Consider the following 25,739-nt stretch of genomic DNA (forward strand, 5'->3'; position numbering starts at 1 on the left):
GGTACTGGGCTCGGCGGTACTGGGCTCGGCGGTACTGGGCTCGGCGGTACTGGGCTCGGCGCGCCGAAATGAGCGCTGAGGAGCCCACGCCGATTCGGACAAAGTCGGCGCGCCCGCGGGCGATGGCCGTCGTCGCCGGACTGATCGTGACAATCGCAGCGGTGGGTGTGGTCGCAGTGCTCTTGTTGCCGTGGCAGAACCTGTCCAGCCAGCGTCGCAGCATCGATCACGCCACCGAGACACTGGCGCGGCTGCAGGCGGAGACGAGCCACCTCGATCAGCGAGTCGCCGAAGCCAAGGATCCAGTCGTCGTCGAGCGCATCGCGCGTGAGCAGCTGTCTTTGGTGCGCGAAGGCGACACGCTGTATCGACTGAACGTGGACCCGGCCGATGCAGTGAGCCTGCCGCTCGCGTGGCCGCTGCCGGGCGTGGCGCATCTGCTGGGGGGCGCAGATCGCTAGTCGGTCATGATGCGCATCGCGCGGCCGATGATCGTCTCGCGGTACAGCTCAGGGTCGACACAGCGCTGCTCGAGCGAGAGGCGGATGGTGCCCACGGCGGCTGCCGCCCGGATTCGCCCGTCGGCGTCGGGAGACGGTCCCACGAGCCAGGCGAAGAGTTCGCGCGCCTGTGATCTCAGACGCTGTCCCATCGCGCTCTGCTGGACGGCAACATCGTCGGCTACCAGCTGGAAGATCTGGATGTCGCGAGCCAGCAAGTCGTAGTAGCGGTCGAGAACGTCGCGAAGTGCGTCGGGGCTGCGAGCCAGCTCGGCTATATGGGCCAGCACGGCCTCGCCATCACGTTCCATCGGGGCGAGGAGGCCGGAAAGAACGTCGTCTTTGCCGGAAAAGTGGTACTAGAGCAAAGTGGTAATAGAGCGCTGCCGGTGTCAGATTGACGCCCGAGGTGAGCTGGCGAATCGACGTACCGCGATAGCCGTGCTTGGCGAACAGATCCCGTGCTCTGTGCAGGATCTGGTCTCTCATGTCCGCAGGTGCGTGCGCATCGCGGGAAGGCTTCGCGTTCGGCTGTGCCGCCGGAGCGTCACCGTACACGCGCTCCGGTCTCGATTCGTTGTCCGCGACGGCCTCCTGCTCGGCCACGGCGCCAACCTGCTGTTGCCGCACATGCGGGGATTCCTCCCGCCCGTGCTTGTGTCGCGCGCAGCTGTCACATAGGGCATGATGGTGCCCGCTCGGCCCCTGGGTCGGCGAGAGATGCTCGGCCTTTTGGCCGACGAAACATGCTCGGCCTTTTGGCCGACGAACAAAGAGGGGTCACTGTGGAGATCAGCGTCACTGTCAACGGCGAGACCCGCACTGGCGACGTCGAGCCGCGCACGCTGCTGGTGTACTGGCTGCGGGACGACTTGCGGCTGACGGGGACGAACGTGGGCTGCGACACGTCCTCATGCGGTGCCTGCACGGTGCACGTGAACGGCGAGTCGGTGAAGTCGTGCACGATGCTCGCGGTACAGGCAGACGGCGACGACATCCTCACCATCGAGGGCTTGGCGCCATCGGAGGACGAGATGCATCCGATGCAAGAGGCGTTCCGGGCGAACCATGGCTTGCAGTGCGGTTACTGCACGCCTGGCATGGTCATGGCTGCGGTTTCGCTGCTCGAGGAAAATCCCAGCCCGACCGAACGCGAAGTTCGCTTAGGCCTCGAAGGGAACCTGTGCCGATGCACGGGCTACCACAACATCGTCAAGTCGGTGCTCGCCTGCGCGGGCCAGGCATCGGACTGAGAGGGACGCAGAGATGATTCCAGCAGCATTCGACTACGTGCGGGCCGGTTGCGCAGACGAAGCAATCACCCTTCTGGGAGAGCACGGCGACGAGGCCAAGCTGCTCGCCGGCGGCCATTCCCTCTTGCCGATGATGAAGCTGCGCTTGGCAGTGCCCAGCGTGCTCATCGACATCGGCCGGGTCACCGACCTCAGCTATGTGAACGACGGCGGCGACCACATCGCCATCGGGGCGCTGACCCGCCACCGGGCCCTCGAAACCAGCGAGCTGCTGGCGGCCGAGTGCCCGATCCTGGCGCACGTCGCTGGAGAGGTCGGCGACCCTCAGGTCCGTCACCGTGGCACGCTCGGCGGTTCGCTCGCGCACTCCGATCCGGCGTCGGACCTCCCCGCTGCGGTGCTGGCACTGGGCGGCACGCTCGTCGCGCAAGGCCCCGACGGCTCACGTGAGATCGCGGCCGGCGACTTCTTCGCCGGCTATTTCGAGTCGGCACTCGCCGACGACGAGATGCTCACCGAGGTGCGGGTGCCCAAGGCACCGGGTGCGGGTTGGAACTACCAGAAGTTCAACCGGCGGGCCCAGGACTGGGCCATCGTTGGTGCGGCAGCTGTGACGGTGAACGGCGGCACGAATGTGGCGCTTGTGAACATGGGCTCCACGCCGATTCGAGCTACTGCGGTCGAGGCTGCGCTGACCGGCGGCGCGTCGGCCGCTGACGCAGCCGAGCAGGCGGCCGAGGGCACCGATGCCCCCACCGACCTCAACGCCACCCCGGACTACCGCAACCATCTCGCTCGGGTGCTGACCCGGCGAGCGCTGGAGGCCGCCGGCATCGCCTAGACGCCGAGCGGCGCCGCCGGTCTTGACCGGCGGTTGCTTGACCGGCGGTTGCAACCGAACGCGGTCGCCGCAACGCCATGCGCGCTGGCGCGACTGTCGCGTACGGGCTCAGTCGCAGCTGAGCCCTGGTTCAGTCGAGCAGGCCCGTGGCTTGACCGCCGTCGATCAGCAGGCCGGTGCCAGTGATGAACTTGGCCTGCTCGCTGCACAGGAACGCCACCGCTGCCCCGAAATCGTCGGAATCGCCGCAAATGCCCATCGGGTTGCTCTTGCCGGCATCTTCTTGGTTCATCATCTTGGACACCCGGGCGGTCCAGTGAGTGCCGGGCTGGGCGGAGTTCACGGTCACGCCGTCGGCCGCCACCTCGCGAGCCGTGATCTTGAGGAAGCTGGTGAGGCCTGCGCGCGCGACCGAGCTGGCGAGCAGGAACGGGATCGGCTGCTTCACGCCGACGCTGGTTATGGCGCAGACCCGGCCCCAGCCCCGCTCACGCATCGGCGGGATGGCAACCCGGCACATCTCGATCATGGCCTTGCAGTTCATGTCGAAGGCCATCTGGAACGCTTCCATCTCGGTGTTGGAGAAAATGCCGGGAGGAGGGCCGCCGGCATTGGTGACCAAGATGTCCACCGAGCCCAGCCCCGCGATGGCCTGCTCGACAAAGCTGCGACCGCTAGAGGGGTCGCTCATGTCGGCAGTGATGGTGAGCACATCTGCGTCGATTTGCGCCGCCGCCGCAGCCAACCGCTGCGGGTCGCGGCCACAGATGGCGACGCGGACTCCGTCGGCCGCGAGTGCCTTCGCCGCTCCGAGCCCCAGCCCTGCTGATGCTGCGGCGACTGCCGCTGTGCGTCCTGCAATTCCCAAGTCCATTGCTGTCTCCCTTGTCTGGCCGCAGTAGAGGCCCCGATGCCGAGCGTCCGTGCTGGCCCTTGCGCCGCCCGGAACCGTAGCCAATACCGGCCGCAAGGATCAGCACTGCGAGCCGCCGACGCGAAAGCACCGCCTAGCATCGAGAGGGTGACGGCGACGGATGTCGAGATGTCGCACGACGAGATCGTGGCCAAGATGACCGGCGGCATGGCGCGGCCGGACTTGCCCGCGTTCGCGGGGTCGCAGCGTTTGCGACCAGACGGTCGGCCCAAGCCAGCGTTCCGGTCCCAGTTGCGCCGCATCCCGAATGCGATCAATGCGCTCGAAGTTGTCGCGACGCTGGCCGCGCCCGTGGCAGTCATAGCGGCTGTTGTGGCCATCGGCCATCCGTTGGCGGTGGTCGCAGCTGTGCCGGTCATCGGCACGCTGCAGCTGCGAATGTTCATCCTCCACCACGAGGCGTCGCACAGGCTGCTGTTCTCGAACCGCTGGCTGAACGACCGCATCGGCATCAACCTCGTGGGCTGGTTCCCGTTCGGCACAGGTGCGCACCACTACCGCCGGGGCCATGCCAACCACCACCGGGACGAATTCGGCCCCCGCGAGCCGGATTTCCTGCTGTATTCGCTCTACCCAATTGCGCGGTCGTCGCTTCGCCGCAAGTTCATGCGGGATGTGGCGGGCGTGTCGGCATGGCGCATCGTCAAGCCCCGGTTCACCGGCTTGGCCAAGCTCAAGTTCCTGCCGCTGAGCCTGCGGTTCTTTGCGGGCCAGGCCGTCGTGTTCGCTGCCTTCTGGCTGGCGGGGCACCCCTGGCTGTACCTGTTCTTGTGGGTTGTGCCCTTCTTCACCTGGTACCAGATCATCAACCGCTTGCGGGCCATCACCGAGCACGGTGGCATGACCCGGACTTGCGATCGTCGCAACACCACGCACCACATCCGCCAGAGCTGGCTGGCCCGAGTGCTGTTCGTGCCGTTCCACGTCGGCTATCACCTAGCGCATCACGTTGATTCGGGCGTGCCGGCTCGCAACTTGGCGCGTCTGAACAGGGCGCTTGTCGACGACGGCTACCTTCCCGCTGAGGCTTCGTGGCCCACCTACCGTTCGCTTTGGCGTGCACTCGCCTCGGGTACGTCGCAAACCGCGTAGAGGCCGAGCGGCGCGTGAGCAAAGCGAACAAGAGCGGAAGGCGGCTCGCGCTGCCGCACAGGCCGTGACCGATTCGCACACCCTGTGAGCACCGACGCCACGTCGCCGGCGACGTCGAGACGAGGGTTGAGCGTCTCCGTCGAATACGTTTCGAGGCCATGTCGCAACTGAAGTCATCCCAGCTCGGTTCACACAGCGGTCTCCAGGTCTCGGAGCTCTGCTTGGGAACCATGAACTTCGGGATTCCTGGTCGGGGCCACCAGGGGGACTGGACCCTCGACGTCGACTCAGCACGACCCATCTTCGAAGCGGCCATCGAGCGTGGCCTCTACTACTTCGACTGCGCGGACATCTACGGGGTGGGCGCGTCCGAAGAGGTCGTGGGCCAGTTGCTGCGAGAGCTGCTGCCTCGTGAGAAATTCGTGCTGACCACAAAGGTGTCGATGCCGATGGGCCGCAATCCCAACGAGGGCGGGCTGTCGCGCAAGCACATCATGGAGGGCGTTGACAACTCGTTGCGGCGGCTCGGCGTCGATTACGTGGATCAGCTGATCATCCACCGTCACCCGCACGGAATCCCCGGCAGCGTCCACACGCCGATAACCGAGTCGCTGGAAGCGCTGCACGATGTGGTGAAAGCGGGCAAGGCGCTGTACCTCGGCGGCTCCTCGATGTTCGCGTGGCAGTTCGCCGAGTTGCAGATGACTGCCGAGATGAGGGGTTGGACCAAGTTCGTCTCGATGCAGAATCACTACAACCTCATCTACCGCGAGGAAGAGCGCGAGATGAACCCCTATTGCGCGAGCACCGGCGTGGCGCTCACCCCGTGGTCGCCGCTGGCACGGGGCATTTTGGCGGGGTCGTACCAAGGTGGCCTTGAGGCTGGCACCACCAACAGGTCGCAGGGGCAGGATCGTGCTCGTACCGAGAGCCTGTACCGGGGCGAGCGGGATTTCGACATCGCCGCCCGGGTGTCCGAGGTGGCCAAGCGGCTCGATGTGCGCCCCGCCCAAGTGGCGCTGGCGTGGCTGGTGAACAAGCCCGAGATCACCGCCCCAGTCGTTGGCGTGTCGAAGATCAGCCAGCTCGACCAACTCGTCGAGGCCACGATGATCGAGCTCAGCCCCGACGACACCGCCTACCTCGAAGAGCTCTACCAGCCCGTAGAGAACCTGCTCTCACTCGGTACCAGCTGATCCCTTCCGCCATGAATCGGGTGAGCTTCGGGGTGTGACGAGCACACATGCGACGTCAGCGAATTCCGCACTTCATGAGAGGTAGTGTCGCACTCAGCGCCTTTCCATGAGGAACCGAGATGGCCTACTTCGATCTGGGCTCGTACCACTGGCCGGTCACGACGAAGGATGCAGAGGCGCAGCTCTGGTTCGACCGGGGCATGGTGTGGTGCTACGGCTTTCACCATGAGGAGGCGATCGCCTGCTTCGAGCGTGCCCTCGAGCACGACCCGGACATCGCAATGGCGCACTGGGCCATCGCGCATGCCATCGGACCCAACTACAACAAGCCGTGGGAAGCCTTCGACGACGAGGATCTGCGCAGCTCCCTCGATCTCGCTCGGGCGCAAGTAGCCGCAGCTGCTGACGCATCAGCCGGCACGACCGAGGCCGAGAGCGCCCTCATCAGCGCACTGGCGAAGCGCTACCCACCCGATCCGGCCGTACCTGGGCCGGACGACCTTGGCCTGTGGAACGACGCCTATGCGGACGCGATGCGCGAGGTCTACCGGGTCCACCGCGACGAACTGAATGTCTGCGCACTGTTCGCCGAGGCGATCATGAACCGGACCCCGTGGCAGCTGTGGGACCTGGTCACCGGCGAGCCCGCCGAGGGCGCGAGCACCCTCGAAGCGGTCGAAGTGCTGGAGACTGCCTTCGAGACGCTCGATGGCGAGGGCGCCAACAGCCATCCCGGCCTGCTGCATATGTACGTCCACCTCATGGAGATGTCGCCGCACCCCGAGCGAGCGCAGGCGGCGGGCGACCGGATCGTCGATCTCGCTCCCGACGCCGGGCACCTCAATCACATATCGACACACATCGACGTGCTGTGCGGCGATTACCACCTCGTCGTGGCGCGGAATTCAGCGGCGATCGTCGCCGACCGGAAGTACTTGGACCTCGAAGGCCCGTTGAACTTCTATTCGCTCTACCGCTGCCACAACTACCACTTCAAGGTGTACGGGGCGATGTTCGCGGGCCAGTACCGCCCGGCGCTGGATGCGGCGCAAGAGATGGCCCGCACGCTGCCTGCAGAGCTATTGCAGACGCCCTCACCGCCGATGGCGGACTGGCTGGAGGGGTTTGTGCCGGTCAAGCAGCACGTGCTGGTGCGCTTCGGCAAGTGGCAGGAGATCCTCGCCCAACCCCTGCCTGAGGACCAAGAGCTGTACTGCGTCACCACGGCCACGATCCGCTACGCGCGGACGGTGGCCTACGCCTCGACGGGCCAGGTGGACAAAGCGGTAGCCGAACGTGCGGCTTTCCTGGCAGCCAAGGCCCAGGTTCTGCCGAGCCGGAAGCTGTTCAACAACACGTGCGAGGACATCCTGGAGATCGCCTCAGCCATGCTGACCGGCGAGGTGGAGTACCGGCGCGGCAACCACGATGCAGCCTTCACCCATCTCCGCCGGGCAGTCGAGCTTGACGACAACCTGCACTACAACGAGCCCTGGGGCTGGATGCAACCCGCTCGCCATGCCCTCGGCGCGTTGTTGCTCGAACAGGGCCGCGTCGTTGAAGCAGAGGCCGCATACCGTGGCGACCTCGGTCTCGACGGCCAGCTCCGGCGTGCCTGCCAGCATCCCGACAACCTGTGGAGCCTGCACGGCCTGCATGAGTGCCTGGTCCGTCGAGGGGACACCGTCGAAGCGCCGCTCATCCGCCAGCGCCTCGATCTGGCTATCGCACGTGCCGACGTTTCGATCACTGCCTCGTGCTTCTGCCGGCTGGACGCCAACCCATCCGCGTAAGCGCATGGCCCCCTCAGCTGGGCCAGGTCCATCTGCATCGACCATTGGTCAACCGACCGAATCGGACACGAACCGGGCATGATCTGGGCGCGAGGTGCCGTGGTCAATGCTTTTGAACTACTACTCCATCGTGGCCGCCGCCATCGTGGGGACCGCATCAGGGATCCTTTCGGTGAAGTGGCTCCGCGCACGACTCCGCAGCGGCCGAATCGTCGCTCGCGCTGCCGCCGTCGGATTCGTCAGCACGCTCATCTTGAGCGGCGGAGCGTTATTCATCACCGGATTGGACGGGTTCACGCTCGTCCATGTCGCCTATGTCGTGGGGACCGTCGGTGTACCTACCGCAGGCGGCATCGTGCTGCTGACCGCGCGCGAGCGTCCGCGAGCAATCACTGTCGTGTGCGTGATCGCCCTGCTCGCAATCCCGGTCGGCGTATATGCGACCTATGTCGAGCCCTTCTGGCTGCGGGCGGATGCCGCCGAGCTTGGAGTCGATGGCGTCGATGGGCGGATCCGGATTGGGGTGCTCTCTGATCTCCAGACCACAGCGGTGGGGGACTACGAGAACGACGCAGTCGACCGCTTGCTTGGCTTTGCGCCTGACATCGTCGTGTTGCCGGGAGACCTCTACCAATTCGACGGTGAACTGTTCGATCAGCGAGCACCGCAATTCACGCAACTGATCCAGCGAATTACCGACGATGTGCCCTTCGTCTATGTGGTGAGCGGGAATACCGACACCGTGGCGGGTCTGCGGCACATCACCCAAGGAACGGGCGCCAGAGTGCTCGACAACGAGATCGTCACGTTCGAACTCAATGGCACCACGCTGAGCATTGGAGGGACGACGCTCTTCGGTGACGAAGCAGCCGCGCGGCGGATGGCTGAACGACTCTCGGGCGACGAGCACGCCGACGTTCGAATACTGCTCGCACACAAGCCAGACGCAATCGATTTGCTGCAAGCACGGCCTGCCGATCTTCTTATCGCAGGCCACACGCACGGCGGGCAGGTTTCGTTTCCTCTTTTCGGTCCACCCCTGACGCTGTCACGCGTGCCGAGGCACGTCGCCGCTGGCGGACTTCATGAACTGAACGAGACGCCGATCTATGTGTCGACGGGTGTGGGCCGTGAGCGCGGCAACGCCCCCCAGCTCCGATTCGGAGTCCGTCCGTCGATTGGAATTATCGACCTCGTCGGCCCAGAGGTGCCCGAGGGATCCTGAGGGAGTGCGGGACCGGATCACGTTTGTCTGCGAGTCGTAGCCACACCCATTGCGGGGCAAGCGAATTCAGTTGGCCGACAATCTGCTAGAGCTAGCTGCACGCGGACGAATCGATCGCAGGAAGCTCGCATGGCGTATTTCGATCTGGGTTCGTACGGACGGCCCGTCACGACACAAGACCCTGAGGCGCAGCTCTGGTTCGACCGCGGGATGGCCTGGTGCTACGGCTTCAACCACGAAGAAGCGATCGCCTGTTTCGAGCGAGCGCTTGAGCACGATCCCGGCTGCGCAATGGCTCACTGGGGAATCGCGTATGCCATCGGGCCCAACTACAACAAGCCGTGGGAAGCCTTCGACGATGACGACAAGCGCAATTCGCTCGAACGCGCTCTCGCCGCGTCAGCGGCGGCCGCAGATGCGGCTGCCGGCGCCAGCGATGTCGAGCAGGCGCTGATCGGCGCACTGGCCAAGCGCTATCCCACAAGCCCGCAAGAGGACGATTTCGGGTCCTGGAACGACGCGTACGCGGACGCGATGCGCGAGGTTTACCGAGCTCATGGCGACGACCCAGATGTCTGCGCGCTATTCGCCGAGGCCATCATGAATCGGACCCCGTGGGAGCTCTGGGACCTGGTCACTGGCGAACCCGCCCCCGGCGCCAGCACGCTGGAAGCCATCGAAGTGCTCGAGGCTGCCTTCGAGACGCTCGATGCCGAGGGCGCCAACAGCCATCCCGGCCTGCTGCACATGTACATCCATCTCATGGAGATGTCGCCGCATCCCGAGCGGGCGCTCACTGCCGGAGACCGGCTCGTCGACCTCGTCCCCGACGCAGGCCATCTGGTTCACATGCCGACTCATATCGACGTGCTCTGCGGCGACTACCAGAGCGTCGTGGAGCGCAATTCGGCAGCAATCGTGGCCGACCGGAAGTACCTGGACCGCGAAGGCCCGATGAACTTCTATTCGGCCTACCGCTGCCACAACTATCACTTCAAGGTCTACGGGGCGATGTTCGGTGGCCGGTACGCCCCGGCGATGGATGCGGCGACCGAAATGGTCCGCACGCTTCCTGCGGGTCTGCTGCGGACTGGCTCGCCGCCGATGGCCGACTGGCTCGAGGGCTTCGTGCCCATCAAGCAGCACGTACTCGTCCGCTTCGGAAAGTGGCCCGAGATCCTCGCACAAGACCTGCCCGACGACTCAGAGCTCTACTGCGTTACGACTGCGGTGATGCGGTACACCCGAGCAGTGGCATACGCCTCGACGGGTCACGTCGACGCTGCTGCGGCGGAGCGTGAGGCTTTTGTGGCCGCTCGGGATCGAGTCCCCGAGAGTCGGATGTTGTTCAACAACACCTGTCAGGACATCTTGGCTGTCGCCGATGCCATGGTGGCCGGAGAGGTCGAGTACCGGCGGGGCAATTTCGATGCAGCGTTTGCGCATCTCAATCGGGCAGTCGAGCTGGACGACAATCTGCCCTACGACGAGCCGTGGGGCTGGATGCAGCCCGCCCGTCACGCCCTAGGTGCGCTGCTGCTTGAACAGGACCGGCTCGACGAGGCCGAGACGGTGTACCGCGCCGACCTCGGCCTCGACGGTCAACTACGGCGCGCCTGCCAGCATCCCGACAACGTGTGGAGCCTGCACGGTCTGCACGAGTGCCTGACGCGCCGCGGCGAGACCATCGAGGCGCCGCTCATCCGCCAACGCCTCGATCTCGCTGTCGCACGCGCCGACGTTCCGATCGAGGCATCGTGCTTCTGCCGGCTTGAGGTCGCCGCATCCGCGTGAGCGCACGGCCGTCGCCGGGCCGGGACCGTCTGCGTTGGGGGTGGGTCCGTCCCGGTGCCGTCGGGCACCGATTCTTTGCGCAAGATTGCCGCCCAAGGCGGCATTTCTGCGCAAAGTCCGATGAGACATGCCTGCAGATGCATTCTCGTGGACTGCCTGCGTGATACTCAGCGAGACGCCACATCACCGAGGGCCTTGACAACAACAGCGCACAGCTCGGCGGGCTGCTCGGAGTAGTCGTCCCAGGTGAAGGAGAGCACATCCCAGCCAGCTGCTAGCAGTCGGTTGCGGCGGCGCCGGTCATTCACAAAGGATTCGCGGCTGTAGTGCCAGCGGATGCTGTCAAGCTCGATGGCCAGTCGGCGAGAGGGGTACGCCAGATCGACCTGAGCCAGAAAGCGATCGTCGGCCTCGTGCACCCGATGCTCCAGCACTGGCCTCGGAAGACCGGACTCACACAGCAATTCGCATACCCAACGACCCCAGTCGCTCAGCGGCACGGGATCGTCGGCACATCGCTCGGCGAGCACCGCGCCGAGCGGGCCCCGGCCGCGCCTGCCCATGCCAGAGTGGATCGCAAGCACCTCGGAGAGGTCCTGGTAACGCAGGCGCCGGTCGCGCATCGCAGCGTCGATTGCCCGCTCGAGCCGATTTCGACTCACCACTGCGGCGAGATCGAGCAGGGTGCGGGTCAGTCCCGTGCAGGGGATGCCGTCAAGCCGGATCGGACGGGCCAGGTCCATCTGTGTCGAGCGATGCAGGATGACCCCGACGGCGGACCTTCCGCGTTTCGGGCTGACCACGAGTTCGGGACGACCCAACTCGAAGCCGTCGATGCCGTGCAGCGCCGCTGCGGATCGGTGGCTTGCCAAGCCGTCGTAGGCGATGCATGCGGCCAGCAGCTTCGAGTGCGGGGTGACGGACAGGGCCGAGTGCTGGTACACGCCTGCCCCGACGCGCCGCCAGCGACCGGCGCTCACTCGGTGCTGTATGCGATGCCGGGTCATACCGGCTGCCAGGGCCTGAGTGCGCGAGACGAGTCCGTGCTGCCGCCGCATGTGGGCTTCAAGATGCTCCTCGTCCACGACCGGCCCGCTGCCGGCCGGCTCTGGTTCGGCGGTCGGAGAGCACATGCCGACTGGAAACTATTGAAACGGCATGAAATGTGCGAACTGCTTATGCGCCGAGGAGATCTCACCGTTCTGTGTGCAGATTTGCCGCCTGAGACGGCATTCTTGCGCAAAGTCTGGGGGAACGGCCGACCAGGGACAGCTGGGTCGGGGCGTTCGGCCCGAACTGCGTCCGCATGAACGCAACGCCGTAGCCTTTGCCTTCTGTGTTCGAGGCGCCTGCTTCTCCCGATGCCGTCTCAGCGGCACTGTCTGAGCACGGGTACCTGCCCGGCGACGGCTTGTCGACGGTGGTGTACCTGTCGATCACGATGGGACGGCCGCTGTTCCTCGAAGGCGACGCCGGAGTCGGCAAGACCGAGCTGGCCAAGGTGCTGGCCACTTGGACGGGCGGGGAGTTCATCCGGCTGCAGTGCTACGAGGGCATCGACGCCGCCCAAGCGCTGTACGAGTGGGACTACACCCGCCAGCTGTTACACCTGCGTACCGCCGAAGCAGCTGGTCGAGCGTCGGCTGATGCCGAGGCGATCGAGGACGAGCTGTACTCCGAGCGGTTTCTGATCCGCCGGCCGCTGCTGCGGGCAATCGATCACGACGACACCACGCCCGCGGTGCTGCTCATCGACGAGGTCGACCGAGCCGACGACGAGTTCGAGGCGTTCCTGCTGGAAGTGCTCTCTGATTTCACTGTCACCGTGCCCGAGTTAGGCACCATCACCGCAGCGAGCCCGCCGCTCGTGGTGGTCACTTCGAATCGCACCCGCGACGTTCACGACGCACTCAAGCGACGGTGCCTGTACCACTGGGTGGCGCACCCGTCGGTGGACCGTGAGGTCGAGATCGTCAAGCTCAAGCTGCCCGACGTGGACGGCACGCTCGCCCGGCAGGTCGCGTCGGCCGTGTCTGCCATGCGGGAGATGCGGCTCTACAAGCCTCCCGGTGTCGCCGAGACCATCGACTGGGCCACAGCGCTGGGCCGCCTGGGGGCATCCGAGCTGGACACGCCGATGCTCGAAGCGACGCTCGGCACGGTGGTCAAGTACCGCGAGGACCAGCAACGGGTCACTTCAGTGGGCATGGAGATGATCATGGCCGCCGTCGCCGAGGCCTGAGCAGGCCAAGGCCCGGCGCGGACGAGAAGCAGTACGGGCGGAACATGGCGGCCGCGGGGAAGACCGGAACAGCGGAACCGCCGCCTCGGGCGACGAATGGTTACGACGAGCCGCCCGACGGGCTGGTGAACGAGCCTGAGCGGCTGGCATCCGCGTTCAGCGCGATATTGCGAGGCGCGGGCCTCGTCATCGCGATCCGCCGGGTGATGGCCTTCACCGAAGCACTGCGACTGCTCGGCGCGCAGCGGCGAGACGGGGTGTACTGGGCCGGCCGCGCCACGTTGGTCGGCAGCCCCGCTGACATCGGCGTGTACGACCGGGCCTTCGCAGTGTTCTGGGAAGGGCGCGAGCCGAGCGGCATCGTCGTCGAGTTGCCCCCCATCTCGGTGACGCTTGCTACCGATACTGACGATGAGGGCGCCGCCCCGCCAGCGGACGACGACGGTGAGCCCGACACGGGGCCGACGCTGCGTGTTCGCTACAGCGACACCGAGACACTGCGCCACAAGGACTTCGCCGACTGCACCGATGCCGAGTTGTCAGAGCTGCATTCGTTGATGAGCGAGCTTCGATTCCACGCCGTGACGCGCCGCTCACGACGGACGGTGCGGGCCAAGCGGTTCTCCCGCCGACCCGATCTGCGTCGCACCATTCGCCGTGCTTTGCGCACCGGAGGCGAGGCGATCCAGCGCGAGTTCCTGACGGCGGACCGTAAGCCGCGGCGAGTCGTGCTGCTCTTGGACGTATCCGGATCGATGGAGCCATATGCCAGAGCGCTGGCGCGCTTTGCTCATGCGGCGGTGGTGGGCCGGACCCGGGTCGAGGCGTTCACCATCGGCACCCGCCTGACGAGGGTCACCCGCGAGCTGTCGTCACGCGATGCCGACGCGGGCCTGCGAGATGCCGCAGCGTCGGTGCAGGACTGGTCAGGCGGCACCCGGCTGGGCGCGACGCTTCACGAGTTCAACGATAAGTGGGGGGTGCGGGGCCACGCCCGCGGCGCGATCGTGGTGGTCATCTCGGACGGCTGGGACCGTGGCACTCCTGACGAACTCGAAGAGCAGATGGCCCGCTTGCATCGGGTCACGCACCGGCTGGTGTGGGTGAATCCGCTCAAGCACACACCCGGCTACGCGCCCTTGGCGAGAGGCATGGCTGCGGCGCTGCCGCACGTCGACGACTTCATCGAAGGTCACTCGTTCGATTCGCTCGAACAGCTGGCCGCGACGATCGCCGCATGACGACGACCCCGACCGAACGACCACGAGCGACGCGAAGCATCGCCGTGTAGCGAGACTGATCAGATGGACGAGATCTTGGACGACATCGACCGTTGGCGCACCGCGGGCCAGCGAGTGGCGGTGGCCAGGGTGGTCGATATCGAAGGCTCCGGTCCACGCGACCCCGGCGCGGCCATGGCAGTGAACGAAGACGGCGAAGTTGCGGGCTCGGTCTCGGGCGGCTGTGTCGAGGGCGCCGTCGTGGGCGAGGCCCTGGCGCTGCTGGGGGGCAGCCGCAGCGCCGGCATCACGACATTCGGCTACAGCGACGACGAGGCGTTTTCGGTGGGGCTGACGTGCGGCGGCACGATCCACCTGTTCGTGGAGGAACTCGACTGGTGACCAGCATCTACGAGGTGTTCCGCGACGCCGTCCGGGCCGAGGAGCCGGTCGCTCTGGCGACGGTGATCGAGGGGCCGGATGCAGGGGCGAAGATGCTCGTGCGGCCCGATCAGCCGACGCTCGGAAGCCTCAACGACGCCGACCTGGACCGGGTGGTCGAACGCGACGCGCTCGGGATGCTCGACGCCGGCATCAGCGAGGTGCGCCACTACGGCCAGCACGGCGAGGCCCGCCAGATGGACCTCAGTGTGTTCGTGGAATGCCACGCCCGCCGCCCGCACATGGTCATCTTCGGAGCGGTGGACTTCACTCGAGCGCTCGCATCTCAGGCCAAGCTCCTCGGCTACCGCGTCACGGTGTGCGACGCACGCGAGGTGTTCGCCACACGGCGACGCTTCCCGATGGCCGACGAGGTGGTCGTCGACTGGCCCAACCGTCTGCTCGACCGCATCGGCGACGACCTGGGCCCCAGAGACGCCGTGTGCGTGCTCACCCACGACCACAAGTTCGACGTGCCGGCCATCGTCGGCGCCCTGCCGACCCGAGTCGGCTACCTGGGCGCCATGGGTTCGCGCACAACCCACCAGAAACGATCCGAGCGCCTTCGCGAAGCCGGTGTCACCGACGAAGAACTTGCCCGCGTCGCCGCCCCCATCGGCCTAGATATCGGCGGACGAACCCCTGAGGAGACCGCCGTGTCGATCGTGGCCGAGATCATCGCAGCCCGAACCGCCCGCAAAGCCCCCCGCCTCAGCCAAGGCAAAGGCCGCATCCACTAGCACCCCGGGCAAGAAGCGTCGAGCACCCGGCAGGTAGCTTCGGCGCGATGGACTTCACAACGAACGAGGACCACGAGGCGATCCGCGAAGGCGTCCGCCGCGTCTGCGCGGACTTCCCCGACGAGTATTGGCGCGACCGCGACGAGAACCACGAGTTCCCCTGGGACTTCTACAACGCCATGGCCGAAGGCGGCTGGGTCGGTATCGCGATTCCCACCGAGTTCGGAGGCGGCGGACAAGGCATCACCGAGGCCTCAATTGTGCTCGAGGAGGTGGCCGCCAGCGGTGCCGCCATGAACGGCTGCTCGGCGCTGCACCTGTCCATTTTCGGCATGGAACCGGTTCGAAAATACGGTTCGGACGAGCTCGTGAAAGAGTTCCTGCCCGGCGTGGCCGATGGCTCCATCCATGCGGCGTTCGGCGTGACCGAGCCCGATGCGGGCACCGACACCACCTCGATTCGGACACGGGCGGTGCGCGACGGTGACGAGTACGTGATCCATGGCGCCAAGGTGTGGACGACCAAGGCCCCGTATTGCGATGTGTGCCTGCTGCTGGTGCGCACCACGCCGAAGGAAGAGTGCGACGGCCCGACGGGAGGCATGACGCTGCTGCTCGTCAACCTGCAGGACCCCGCGGTCGACATCACACCCATTCCCAAGGTGGGCCGAAACGCGGTTGTGTCCTGTGAGGTCCGCTACGACGGGCTGCGGGTGCCCGTCAGCCGGCGCGTGGGTGAGGAGGGCGAAGGCTTCCGCTACATCCTCGACGGCCTCAACCCCGAGCGCATCCTGATCTCCGCCGAGGCGCTGGGCATTGGCCGGGTCGCGCTGCGGCGCGCCGTTGAATACGCCAAGGGCCGAGTCATCTTCGGGCGTCCTATCGGACAGAACCAGGGCATCGCGTTCCCGCTCGCGGACAGCTATGCCCGGCTTCACGCCGCCGAGTTGGTGGTGCGCGATGCGGCGTGGCGCTACGACAACGGCCTCGACTGCGGCCCACAGGCCAACCTGGCCAAGTACTTGGCGTCAGAAGCCGCGTTCGAATGCACCGACCGGGCCATGCAGACCCATGGCGGGTTCGGTTACGCCAAGGAGTACGACGTAGAGCGCTATTGGCGCGAGGCGAGGTTGATGAAGATCGCCCCGGTCAGCCAGGAGATGGTCATGAACTTTGTGTCGTCGAAAGTGCTCGGCCTACCCCGCTCGTACTAGACGTAGCGACTAGGCATTGCGCCCAAAGGCATCCCGACGATGACCACTGCAGGTGTCCTGCTGGCGGCAGGGGCGGGAACGCGTTTCGCGGCCCCCGAGCACAAGTTGCTCTCGGTGCTCGACGGGCGCACCGTGGTTTCCCGATCACTGGAGGCGCTGCTCGAAGCAGATTTCGACGCTGTGGCCATCGTCACCGGCGCTGTCGAGGTGTCCGCGGCGGTGAGTGACCTCACCGACTTCTCCCAAGATGCAGTCACGCTGCTCCACAACGAGCGTTGGGATTCCGGCATCGCCTCGTCACTGCTGTGCGCGACGGATTGGGCGGCTGGCAGCGGACATGATGCGATCGTGGTCGGTCTCGGCGATCAGCCCTTTGTTCCGACGTCGGCCTGGAACGCAGTTGCGTCGAGCGCCGCGCCGATCGCGGTCGCCACATACGACGGTCTTCGAGGCAACCCGGTGCGCCTGTCCCGGGAGGTCTGGCCGTTCCTCGAACGCGGCGGCGACGAAGGCGCACGAACCCTCATGCGTCGGCTGCCCGAATTGGTGCTACCGGTAGCCTGCGAGGGTCGCCCTGACGACATTGACACCGTGGAGGATCTGCGCCGATGGAATTGAAAAGTGAGTTCCGTGTGGGCATTCCCGTCGAGCAGGCGTGGAACACGCTGACCGACGTCGAGTTCATCGCACCGTGCATGCCTGGTGCGCAGCTCACCGAGGTCGACGGCGACGAGTTCAAGGGCGGCGTGAAGATCAAGGTCGGTCCGATCACGGTGCAGTACAAGGGCTCGGCACGCTTCGTCGAGCTGGACGAAGCCAACCACCGTGTCGTGCTGGAGGCCACCGGGCGGGATTCACGGGGCGCCGGCAACGCAGCCGCTGAGGTGACTGCCCAGATGACACCTGACGGCGACGGCACTGTGATCGCCATCACCACAGACCTCAAGGTCACCGGAAAGGTCGCGCAGTTCGGCCGTGGCGTGATGGCCGATGTGACCGAGAAGCTCATCGGGCAGTTCGTCGACTCCCTGGAACGCAAGCTCACCGAAGCCGGCGCCTCCGATGCAGCAGACGCGACCCCCGCAGCCGACGAGGGCACGGACGACTCCGATGAGTCTCCGGCTGCGGTAGATGGCGACGCCGCCGAAGACTCGACAGCGGAGACAGGGCCTCGCAAGATCGAGATGGCCGAACCCGAACCCGTCGACCTGCTCGGAACCGCCGGCAGGCCGATGCTGAAGCGCCTCCTGGCGCCGATTGCGGTCGTGGCGTTTTTCCTGTTGAACCGCAGGCGCAGGCGCAAGCGCCGGGCTCAGGGCTGAGCGACCGCACAGCCCACACGGCTGCGCATGCTCGCACCGGTGGCCGCAGTCGCGTGCGGTTCAGATGCCGAGCAATCACTGGCACTCGTCGCGTCCGGGAGTTGAGCGATGTTCGAGTGCTCCCCTGATCACGCGCTTGTGACCCAGGCGCAATTCGACGCTGTCGCGGAACTGCTCGGCCGGCCGCCGCAAGGCTCGTTCAGCGTGGCCGTCGCTCACCCCGACGGCCGCCCGGTTGTCATTGCGAACGCGCCGCTGCTCGACGACGGCACGCCGATGCCGACTCGCTACTGGCTCGTCGATGCCGAGCTTCGCCGCCGTGTGTCGCAGCTGGAAGGCCATGGGGGAGTCCGAATGGCGCAAGCAGCGGTCGATGCAGATGATCTCGCAGCTGCCCACGAGCGCTATGCCGCCGACAGGGACGCGCTGATCTCGGCCGATCATCTCGGGCCACGTCCGAGCGGCGGCGTCGGGGGCACCGCACGAGGCGTGAAATGCCTGCACGCGCATCTCGCGTACCGGCTAGCGGGCGGCTTGGACCCCGTCGGCGACTGGGTGCTGGATCGCCTTGTGGACCTCGGTGCGAGATCGTGAGCGCACCGCACAGCTCTGCGCCAAGCCCAGTCGCCGTCGTGGACTGCGGCACCAACACCACGCGGCTGCTCGTCGACGACGGCGAGGTTCTTGGGCAGCGTCTGGCGCGCATCACGGGGCTCGGTCACGGCGTCGATGCCGATGGCCGGTTGCGTGATGACGCCATCGGTCGGGTGCTGGACGTACTGGATGAGTTTCGCGACGTCATGACGGCGCGCGGCGTGACCGCTGTGCGTGCCGTCGCGACGAGCGCCGCACGCGACGCTGCCAACGGAGCAGAGTTCCTGCAGCGGGCGAGTGAGCGCCTTGGTGTCCAAGTCGAGCTGTTGGACGGTGCGGCGGAAGCCAAGTACGGATTCGCGGGCGCCACTTCTGGCCTCGACCGTTCCGGCGGTGCCGCACTGGTGCTCGACATCGGAGGCGGTTCCACCGAGTTCTCCTACGGCACTCCGGGCCCCGGAGCTCTCCCGGTCGACGCCGTGTCGGTGGACATGGGCTCGGTGCGATGGACCGAACGCTTCTTGAGCTCGGATCCGCCCCGACCCGAGGAGTTGAGCGCCGCCATCTCGGTTGCCCGGTTGCATCTCGACGACATCGAGCGTGAGCACTCCGTGATTGGCCGCGCGGCATCTGCGGCTCAGCTCGTCGGAGTTGCCGGCACGATCACGACGGTGGCCGCGGTCGAGATCGGCCTCGATCCCTACGACCCGACGGCGATCGATGGCTTCGTGCTGACCCGTACCGCCGCCGAGGACGTCTTCCGAACGCTTGCCACCGAGGCACTCGCCGACCGGGTGCACAATCCCGGCCTGCACCCTGGCCGTGCGCCGGTCATTGTGGGCGGCTGCTGCATCCTGGTGGCGATCATGCGCCACTGGGCGATCGATGAGTGCGTGGTGCGCGAGCGAGATCTGCTCGACGGGATCGCCGCGGAGCTGAGATCTTCGGGGTCGGGCCTGCGCGATGGCAGCCCGCCCGCGGACGCCGAAACGAGCTAGGCGGCACCATGCGACTCGGTGAGCGTTGGCGTCGCGCCAGTATTGTGCGGGGAGTGAGTCGCCTGCGCACTGAGCGGCTCGAGCTTCGCCCGCTCGTGCCGTCGGACTTCGCCCAATGGAGCGAGGTCCGCCATCGCTGCCATATCTGGCTGGAGAAGTGGGAGCCGCGACCACCGACTGGCTCACCCAATCCCTCTCGTGATCCGCAGGCGTTCACCAACCGCTGCAGAGTGCGCGAGCGCGAGCGCTCGCTGGGAACTGCCTTCGACTTCGGGCTGTGGCATGAGGGTTGGTTTTGCGGCGAGATCAACGTTTCTCACGTTGCTCGCGGCGCGTTCCTGAGTGCACACGTGGGTTACTGGATCGACGAGCGCTTCGCCGGGAAGGGACTCGTCGCAGAGGGCCTGCTTGCGGTGTTCGAGTTCGCGTTCGAGCAGGCGGGCTTGCATCGGGTGCAGATTTCGATCATGCCCCGAAACGCCGCCAGCCTGCGGGTCGTGGAAAAGCTGGGCCTTCGCTCGGAGGGCATAGCCCACGGTTACATCCAGATCGCAGGCATCTGGGAGGACCACGTTCGATTCGGCCTGACCGCCGAGGAGTGGGAGGCTCGGCGCGACGAGATGGCAGAGCAGCTCACGTCGGCGCGCAACGGCGGTGTCGCTCAGTCGTCGAGCTCTGCCAGCCAGTCCTGACCGGGGCCGCAATCCGACGAGATCGGGCACCAGCGACACGCCGGTCCGGGCGAACGGCGAGGCTCGCGTGCTCCCGATGCGAGCGCTATGTAGCGGCCGATGCCGTCAACGGTTCGCCGCAGCGCGCTTGCGAGCACTTCGGGGGTGACGAGCTCGTGCTCGATGCGACCCTCTGCCACGTAGAACGAACCAATACCCAGCGGCGGAACACCGACCGAGAGCGTCTCGATGAGCGCGTAGAAGCGCAGATCCTCGGGATCGGTCGGCGTCCGACCGCCGCTCTTGAGATCAATGATCACCTTGCCCGCACGAGAGCCGCCACCGACGGCTTCCTGCGCGCCCACGGGTTCGGGGGTTCCCAACGTCAGGTCGTACTTGCCGCTCAGGACGAAGGTCCCGCCGCACAGTCGCACGCGCGCCTTCATTTCTGAGGTCGGCCGCCACGAGCGTGGCATATGGGGGAAGGACTCGGAGAAGCGCGTCAGCAGAGCGACGCAGTTGGCCACCAGGTCGGCCCGCTCACCGGGGCTGCAGCCGGCGAGGAAGCCGCCCAGATTCTCGTCCCCCGAGACGAGGCGTTCGACGGCGGCGTCGGTTGCATCGACAGGACCGAGCCCCGAGTGGATCGACAGCTCCACAGCTTTGTGCAGCACGGTGCCGCGCGCGATCGGTACGGACCATTCGAAGCCGATGTCCGCGTCTGCGAGATGGTGGGCTTCACAGCCGAAGACGCCGTTCAGGTCCCGCTTGGAGATCCACAGGCCGCCGCTGTCCACTTCGCGGGCAGCGTCGGACAGCCCAGCGAGCGCGGCATCGAGGTCGGCGCGCATCGCGTCGGCGAGGTTCCCGCTGTAGATCGGTCGCTCGTCGCGTGGGACCCGGATTGCGTCAAGCGTCGCACGCTGCGCCGGCAGCAAGGCACCGACTCCGGGTGCACTCGTTGTCGCCGTCTCCGGTACGGCAGCGCTGGTCATTGTCCGCCATTCTTGTCACACCCGCCTGTGAACCTGTGTGTCATGGCAGCGACACCGCGTACTCATCCACCCGCCCCGCTGCGACTGGTCGGCTCACAGCCCAGCCGCGGCCGCCAGCATCGGCCTGCACCGTGGGGGCCCGACGGTTCGCCAAGCACGTCAGCTGACGGCGCCGACGCCTCAGGTCGCTTCGTGCTCACCGCCCGCGCGCTGGCCGCTGCCGCACGTGAATTGGACTTGTACGTTCCGAGCTTCCAGAGCCCACCGCGCAGCGAGGGTCTGGATCGGTCCGTCAACCGCGTGGCGGGCTCCGATGACTGCGTGGTGGCGATCCGGGTGCGGGGACGTCCCTTCGGGGCCGTCGTGGCGGATGCCATTGAGGGCGTCGTCGTGTGCAACGACTTGACGGCCCCAGACGCCGGCGCGATCCGCAACGAATTGTGGCGAGCGGTCGAACGGGTCGATCGCGATCATCGCCCGCGCCAACAGCCAGCTTCACCGACGGGTGCTGCTGGCCAGCCACCCGAAGCTTGGGGCGAGGCCGCCTGAGCACCGGCGTAGTCTCACCACCGCAGCCCGGCCCGGGTGGCGGAACTGGCAGACGCAGAGGGCTTAAACCCCTCGGCTCCCACGGGAGCGTGCGGGTTCGAATCCCGCCCCGGGCACCAGCCCGCTTCTCGCGCTGCGCAAGCGCTGAGTGGCAATCCGCTACCGAGTCAATTGGAGTCGCGAGTAGTCTGACGTTTCAGAGGCCAGCCTCCCCGAGCTTGGCAGACGTACCGCAGTGGCGTCACTCGGGGGGCTGGCCCTTGCGCGACGCGGCACAGTCCGGTTAGGCCGTGCGGTTTGAGTGTCCCCAGTTGGGCTGGCGAGTGCTCGCTCGAGTTCAGTGAACAGGTCGAGCACCTCGGACGCTTCGAAGACCCGATAGCGCTGGCGATCAACATTGCGTTGACGCAAGATGCCTGCATCGGCGAGCTGGTTCACGGCGTCGGCGGTGCGCGCGTTCGATCGATCGATCAGACTGCTCGCAGATGCAACGGTCACGATCGGCACACCCGGCAAGACTTGCAACAGCAAGTCGGTGCTGGAATTGGCACGGACGCGGCCGAGTTTGGTCCGCCAGGTCGCGATGATCTCACTGATGTCGGCGCTATAGCTCTCAGCGTCCTGGCAAGCCCGGCTGGTGGCAGAAGCGAACATGCGCAGCCACGCTGCCGCTGCGGCAGATCGCTGAGCGCTGTTCGGCTCGCTGAGGTGGCGGAACGTCTTCAGGCCGTTGACGTAGTCGTCTGACAACGTGGCCAGGACGAGGCTGATGGGCGGGACGAACGCCGGCGCTAGGCCGCGTCGCCGCAACACAACGTGAATGAGCGCACGGCCGGTGCGCCCATTGCCGTCGGCGAAGGGGTGAATCGTTTCGAACTGGGCGTGAGCGATGGCGGCTTGTGCGAGCGGAGAGTGGTCGTCGCGATTGACGTAGTCGAGTAAATCGGCGAGCAGGCCCGGAAGATATTCGGGAGGCGGAGGGATGAACGCCGCGCTGCAAGGGTTATACGAACTGCCGCCGATCCAGTTCTGCTCTTCGCGAACGACGCCTCCAAGTTCGGGAGTGGATGAGTTGTCCATCAAGGTGCGATGCACCGACAGCAAGTCGTCGAGTTCGAATCGCGGGGTGCTGAGCGCCAGTGCGACTGCCGACTCCATTGCGGCAATATTGCCGAGCACCTCGGCTGCCACGCGATCGCCCGCTTCGCCGCCGAGCGCAATCGCCGCCTCGGCAAGAGCCAACCGGCGGGTCGCCAAATGGAGGCCTTCGATCCTGGAAGAACCGACAGATTCAGCCCGCAGCAGGAATCGCGCGAGGCCTTTGAGGCTCACATGTGACGTTCCGGCATCGTTCAACGTCCGCACCGCCGACTCGGCATCTGCGATGTCCGCAGCTACGTCGGCAGGAAGTGACGGATCCCACCCTGCGAGTGGGTCGGCGATGTATGCGTCATAGGAGCAGCCGCGTCGGTCTTTTCTGCTCATCCCCTCGAATCTTGGGTCCTAACGTTTTCGTAAGTGTGTTGCCATGGTCCATCTACGTATCGGTTACACATTAACCGTAACTTAAACTGTGCTGCAGTCGACGGTAATAAAAAGGGACCGAGGCCCGCCCATTGTGCTGATGCGCACCTGAGGCTGAAACGTCTCAGAAGGAGTGATGCATGACCAGGCGGTTACAGCTGGGCAGCTGCGGCGCGCAGTGACGCCGCTGTCTCTGTCCCCGGACCGAGGCGTCGGGCTGCGGCATCAACACAGCGCTCGGTCAGCACCCGGTTGAGGGGCGTCGGGATGCCGTACTGCTCGCCGAGCTCGCAGATGCGGCCGTTGAAGTGCTCGACCTCAACGGTCGGGCGCCGGAAGTTCAGATCTTGCCAGGTCGAGGGGTAGCTGAGCAGCGCAGGGTCGGTTGCCCCCCGGGGCTCGCGCGCTCCAGGTTTGCGCAGGCGTGCGATCCACGGGCGCAATTCGCCCATGTCCTCCATGATCGGCGTGATGCCCGCCGCCTCGAGCACGTTGGCCGCTTCTTCTTCGATGTCGGCCATGAAGATCCGGTTTTCTTCGGAGCAGAACCACTCCTGGACCGGCAGATCGGCGAGCGCCGAGAAGGCGTTCGTCAGGTTCAGCACGAGCTTGCCCCACTTGGCGTCCGCGACCCGCTCTTCGAGCGAACCGTTCATCTCGGCGGCAACGAGGTCATCGACCACTCGCGCACAGAGTTCGTCGGTGCCAGTCGGCCAGCAGCCGATCTGAGCCCGGCGTGCGCCGGTGTGGGTGACCACGCCGGGCTCGTCAATGCGAGCACCGATGCGGACCATGACGCCGTAGGCCCGCAGACCCTGTCCGAGCAGCCATTCCTCGTTGGTGACGCCGTTCTGGAAGCAGAACAGCGGCACACCGTCATACAGCTCGCGGTGCCCCTCGATCGCCTCGAAGGTGTGCTGGGTCTTCATGGTCAGCAGCACCACGGTGTTGTCGTCGAGGTCCGCTTCGTGCGCTGTGCGGACCGCTGGCAACCTGAAGTGGCCTTCGGTGCTGCCCGAGATGCGCAGGCCGTCACGGTTGAGAGCTTCGAGATGGTCCCCGCGTGCGATCAGGGTTACCCGCCGTCCTGCTTGGGTCAGCCGCGCGCCGAGCACGCTGCCGATTGCTCCAGCGCCATGCACGATGTAGTTCAATTCAGAACCGCCATTGGCGGCGCTGCGATTTAGGGCTCGGTCGGTAGCCACGGCGGTACATCGTGCCAGATGGTCCGGCGCATGGCCTGCAACCGATCTCGGGGGCTGCTGCGTTGTGTCGATCCTTCGCGAGGCAGCGCTACGGTTCAGCCATGCGCGAGTGGAACACCGACCTGCCCAACATGATGGAGGCGACGTTCTGGACCCAGCCGGCCGATGTGATCGACGCAGTGATCGCTCGACATCATGCCGAGGCCCCGCTGGACTGGTTCGAGGAGCCCGAGTACGAAGGCGTGGTCCCGGCTGGTCCCGGCTACTGGTGCGTCACCCGGCACGCCGACGTGGCCGCAATCTCGCGCAACACCGAGGTCTTCAGCTCCGCTGATGGCATCACCATGCTGGACGCGCCGCCGGAGTTCGTCGAGTTCTTCGGCTCCATGATCGGCATGGACGACCCGCGCCATGCTCGGCTACGGCGCATCGTCGCCAAGGGATTCACGCCACGGATGCTGGCCGATCTCGATGGCGGCGTCCAAGCTGCGGCGGCAGAGATCGTGGACTCGGTGTGCGAGAAGGGCAGTTGCGACTTCGTGACCGAAGTGGCCGCCGCGCTCCCGCTCAAGATCGTCTGCGACCTGATGGGCATCCCTCGTTCGGAGTATCAGGGTGTGTTCGATGCGACAAACGTCATCTTGGGCGTCTCGGATCCCGAATACCAACCACCTGATGGCGATCTCCTGACGGCGCTGCTCACGGCCGGCGGCCAACTGGCCAACTTGATGAACGAAGTCGCAGAGACAAAGCGCGGCGGCGATGGCAAAGATCTCACCAGCGTGCTCGTCAATGCTGAGCTTCCCGACGATCAGTTGAGCGGCGCTGACCTGGCCAGCTTCTTCGTGCTGCTCGTCGTGGCCGGCAACGAGACCACTCGCAATGCCATTTCATGGGGACTCAAGTACCTCACCGACCATCCGGATCAGCGAGCCATCTGGGCCGCAGATTTCGAGGGCGTCGCGCCCACTGCGGTCGAGGAGATCGTGCGGCTGTCCAGCCCTGTCGGCTACATGCGCCGAACCGTCACTCGTGACTATGTCTTCGAAGGCCGCGAGATGCGCCAAGGCGACAAGGTCGCGATGTTCTACGTCGCCGCCAACCGCGACCCCGCGGTGTTCAACGATCCGTTCAAGTTCGAGGTTCTGCGAGATCCGAACCCGCAGTACGGCTACGGCGGCCCAGGCCCGCACTACTGCCTGGGGGCGCATCTCGCACGCCGCGAGATGACGGTGATGTACCGCGAACTGTTCAACCGGCTGCCGGACATCGTCGCCGTCAGCGAGCCCGACGCCTTGCAGGCAGCGTTCATTCATGGCGTCAAACACTTGGACGTCGAGTTCACGCCGACAGCGCCGCTGGCGGCCTGACGGGTAGCGCCCGACAGTCGCGGCGA

General features: G+C 66.1%; 27 protein-coding genes and 1 tRNA gene. 21 read left to right on the forward strand and 7 right to left on the reverse strand.

The features are described 5' to 3' along the window. Positions 1-68: 68 nt before the first annotated feature. The gene (locus ACQY5K_RS00230) at positions 69-461 is read left to right on the forward strand and encodes a septum formation initiator family protein (protein ID WP_428118978.1); all 393 of its coding nucleotides are present in this window, start codon (positions 69-71) and stop codon (positions 459-461) included. On the opposite strand, the gene ACQY5K_RS00235 is transcribed toward ACQY5K_RS00230, so the two are convergent. Beyond that, positions 458-811 carry a hypothetical protein gene (locus ACQY5K_RS00235; protein ID WP_428118981.1) on the reverse strand — a complete coding sequence of 118 codons (354 nt, stop codon included), beginning with the start codon at positions 809-811 and terminating at the stop codon, positions 458-460. The genes ACQY5K_RS00230 and ACQY5K_RS00235 overlap by 4 nt on opposite strands. Then, complete coding sequence (locus tag ACQY5K_RS00240; protein WP_428118983.1) at positions 801-1,106, reverse strand: TetR/AcrR family transcriptional regulator; 306 nt, start codon at positions 1,104-1,106, stop codon at positions 801-803. The genes ACQY5K_RS00235 and ACQY5K_RS00240 overlap by 11 nt, the downstream gene beginning before the upstream one ends. 140 nt (positions 1,107-1,246) lie before the next feature. On the opposite strand from ACQY5K_RS00240, the gene ACQY5K_RS00245 reads away from it, so the two are divergent. Continuing rightward, positions 1,247-1,753: a (2Fe-2S)-binding protein gene (locus tag ACQY5K_RS00245; protein WP_428118986.1), complete on the forward strand. Its 507-nt coding sequence runs from the start codon at positions 1,247-1,249 to the stop codon at positions 1,751-1,753. Positions 1,754-1,766: 13 nt separating this feature from the next. Continuing rightward, a complete protein-coding gene (locus tag ACQY5K_RS00250) occupies positions 1,767-2,594 on the forward strand; it encodes an FAD binding domain-containing protein (RefSeq protein ID WP_428118989.1) in 828 nt (275 codons plus the stop codon). A 130-nt stretch (positions 2,595-2,724) separates the two neighbouring features. On the opposite strand, the gene ACQY5K_RS00255 is transcribed toward ACQY5K_RS00250, so the two are convergent. Further along, on the reverse strand, positions 2,725-3,468 hold the full coding sequence (locus ACQY5K_RS00255) for an SDR family oxidoreductase (RefSeq protein WP_428118992.1): 744 nt from the start codon (positions 3,466-3,468) through the stop codon (positions 2,725-2,727). Between the two features lie 147 nt (positions 3,469-3,615). On the opposite strand from ACQY5K_RS00255, the gene ACQY5K_RS00260 reads away from it, so the two are divergent. The 5 genes from ACQY5K_RS00260 (at position 3,616) to ACQY5K_RS00280 (ending at position 10,628) form a co-directional block, all read left to right on the forward strand. Next, a complete protein-coding gene (locus ACQY5K_RS00260; protein ID WP_428118995.1) occupies positions 3,616-4,620 on the forward strand; it encodes a fatty acid desaturase in 1,005 nt (334 codons plus the stop codon). Positions 4,621-4,787: 167 nt separating this feature from the next. Further along, complete coding sequence (locus tag ACQY5K_RS00265; protein ID WP_428122793.1) at positions 4,788-5,816, forward strand: aldo/keto reductase; 1,029 nt, start codon at positions 4,788-4,790, stop codon at positions 5,814-5,816. 119 nt (positions 5,817-5,935) lie between these two features. Next, entirely contained in the window at positions 5,936-7,609 is a 1,674-nt protein-coding gene (locus tag ACQY5K_RS00270; protein ID WP_428118997.1) for a tetratricopeptide repeat protein, read from the forward strand. Between the two features lie 106 nt (positions 7,610-7,715). Continuing rightward, positions 7,716-8,834, forward strand: a complete 1,119-nt coding sequence (locus ACQY5K_RS00275) for a metallophosphoesterase (RefSeq protein WP_428118999.1) — start codon at positions 7,716-7,718, stop codon at positions 8,832-8,834. Between the two features lie 129 nt (positions 8,835-8,963). After that, on the forward strand, positions 8,964-10,628 hold the full coding sequence (locus ACQY5K_RS00280) for a tetratricopeptide repeat protein (RefSeq protein ID WP_428119001.1): 1,665 nt from the start codon (positions 8,964-8,966) through the stop codon (positions 10,626-10,628). Between the two features lie 167 nt (positions 10,629-10,795). Here the strand turns inward: ACQY5K_RS00280 and ACQY5K_RS00285 are convergent, their stop codons facing one another. Then, positions 10,796-11,761, reverse strand: a complete 966-nt coding sequence (locus ACQY5K_RS00285; protein ID WP_428119003.1) for a type IV toxin-antitoxin system AbiEi family antitoxin domain-containing protein — start codon at positions 11,759-11,761, stop codon at positions 10,796-10,798. Between the two features lie 194 nt (positions 11,762-11,955). On the opposite strand from ACQY5K_RS00285, the gene ACQY5K_RS00290 reads away from it, so the two are divergent. The 10 genes from ACQY5K_RS00290 (at position 11,956) to ACQY5K_RS00335 (ending at position 20,091) form a co-directional block, all read left to right on the forward strand. Next, positions 11,956-12,870 (forward strand): AAA family ATPase, encoded by a 915-nt coding sequence (locus ACQY5K_RS00290; RefSeq protein WP_428119005.1) that lies wholly within the window; start codon positions 11,956-11,958, stop codon positions 12,868-12,870. A 44-nt stretch (positions 12,871-12,914) separates the two neighbouring features. Then, positions 12,915-14,111 (forward strand): vWA domain-containing protein, encoded by a 1,197-nt coding sequence (locus tag ACQY5K_RS00295; protein ID WP_428119007.1) that lies wholly within the window; start codon positions 12,915-12,917, stop codon positions 14,109-14,111. Positions 14,112-14,174: 63 nt separating this feature from the next. Next, the gene (locus tag ACQY5K_RS00300) at positions 14,175-14,492 is read left to right on the forward strand and encodes an XdhC family protein (RefSeq protein WP_428119009.1); all 318 of its coding nucleotides are present in this window, start codon (positions 14,175-14,177) and stop codon (positions 14,490-14,492) included. Then, positions 14,489-15,271, forward strand: a complete 783-nt coding sequence (locus ACQY5K_RS00305; RefSeq protein ID WP_428119011.1) for an XdhC family protein — start codon at positions 14,489-14,491, stop codon at positions 15,269-15,271. The genes ACQY5K_RS00300 and ACQY5K_RS00305 overlap by 4 nt, the downstream gene beginning before the upstream one ends. Before the next feature lie 47 nt (positions 15,272-15,318). Then, positions 15,319-16,485 carry an acyl-CoA dehydrogenase family protein gene (locus tag ACQY5K_RS00310; RefSeq protein ID WP_419922384.1) on the forward strand — a complete coding sequence of 389 codons (1,167 nt, stop codon included), beginning with the start codon at positions 15,319-15,321 and terminating at the stop codon, positions 16,483-16,485. A gap of 39 nt (positions 16,486-16,524) precedes the next feature. Beyond that, positions 16,525-17,103, forward strand: a complete 579-nt coding sequence (locus tag ACQY5K_RS00315) for a nucleotidyltransferase family protein (RefSeq protein WP_428119013.1) — start codon at positions 16,525-16,527, stop codon at positions 17,101-17,103. Further along, on the forward strand, positions 17,094-17,807 hold the full coding sequence (locus ACQY5K_RS00320; RefSeq protein WP_428119015.1) for an SRPBCC family protein: 714 nt from the start codon (positions 17,094-17,096) through the stop codon (positions 17,805-17,807). Before ACQY5K_RS00315 ends, ACQY5K_RS00320 begins: the two co-directional genes overlap by 10 nt. Before the next feature lie 108 nt (positions 17,808-17,915). Beyond that, positions 17,916-18,401 (forward strand): DUF501 domain-containing protein, encoded by a 486-nt coding sequence (locus ACQY5K_RS00325; RefSeq protein ID WP_428119017.1) that lies wholly within the window; start codon positions 17,916-17,918, stop codon positions 18,399-18,401. Continuing rightward, positions 18,398-19,399, forward strand: coding sequence for an exopolyphosphatase (locus ACQY5K_RS00330; RefSeq protein ID WP_428119019.1), 1,002 nt, complete (start codon positions 18,398-18,400; stop codon positions 19,397-19,399). Before ACQY5K_RS00325 ends, ACQY5K_RS00330 begins: the two co-directional genes overlap by 4 nt. 53 nt (positions 19,400-19,452) lie before the next feature. Then, positions 19,453-20,091, forward strand: a complete 639-nt coding sequence (locus ACQY5K_RS00335; RefSeq protein WP_428119021.1) for a GNAT family N-acetyltransferase — start codon at positions 19,453-19,455, stop codon at positions 20,089-20,091. Here ACQY5K_RS00335 and ACQY5K_RS00340 read toward each other — a convergent pair. Continuing rightward, positions 20,061-21,065, reverse strand: a complete 1,005-nt coding sequence (locus tag ACQY5K_RS00340; protein WP_428119023.1) for a PD-(D/E)XK nuclease family protein — start codon at positions 21,063-21,065, stop codon at positions 20,061-20,063. The two genes, ACQY5K_RS00335 and ACQY5K_RS00340, sit on opposite strands and share 31 nt — an antisense overlap. Positions 21,066-21,107: 42 nt before the next feature. Here ACQY5K_RS00340 and ACQY5K_RS00345 point away from each other — a divergent pair, with 42 nt between their 5' ends. Both ACQY5K_RS00345 and ACQY5K_RS00350 read left to right on the forward strand, forming a co-directional pair. Then, the gene (locus tag ACQY5K_RS00345; protein ID WP_428119025.1) at positions 21,108-21,614 is read left to right on the forward strand and encodes a hypothetical protein; all 507 of its coding nucleotides are present in this window, start codon (positions 21,108-21,110) and stop codon (positions 21,612-21,614) included. 30 nt (positions 21,615-21,644) lie between these two features. After that, positions 21,645-21,733 (forward strand) — tRNA-Leu (locus ACQY5K_RS00350). A 40-nt stretch (positions 21,734-21,773) separates the two neighbouring features. Here the strand turns inward: ACQY5K_RS00350 and ACQY5K_RS00355 are convergent. After that, positions 21,774-23,099: a Fic family protein gene (locus tag ACQY5K_RS00355; RefSeq protein ID WP_428119027.1), complete on the reverse strand. Its 1,326-nt coding sequence runs from the start codon at positions 23,097-23,099 to the stop codon at positions 21,774-21,776. A gap of 191 nt (positions 23,100-23,290) precedes the next feature. Further along, positions 23,291-24,343: a ketopantoate reductase family protein gene (locus ACQY5K_RS00360; protein ID WP_428119029.1), complete on the reverse strand. Its 1,053-nt coding sequence runs from the start codon at positions 24,341-24,343 to the stop codon at positions 23,291-23,293. A 101-nt stretch (positions 24,344-24,444) separates the two neighbouring features. On the opposite strand from ACQY5K_RS00360, the gene ACQY5K_RS00365 reads away from it, so the two are divergent. After that, entirely contained in the window at positions 24,445-25,713 is a 1,269-nt protein-coding gene (locus tag ACQY5K_RS00365) for a cytochrome P450 (protein ID WP_428119031.1), read from the forward strand. The last annotated feature ends 26 nt before the right edge of the window (positions 25,714-25,739 follow it).

The sequence above is a fragment of the Candidatus Poriferisodalis sp. genome, from assembly GCF_965262965.1.
In the GTDB taxonomy this organism is placed as follows: Bacteria; Actinomycetota; Acidimicrobiia; order Acidimicrobiales; family Poriferisodalaceae; genus Poriferisodalis.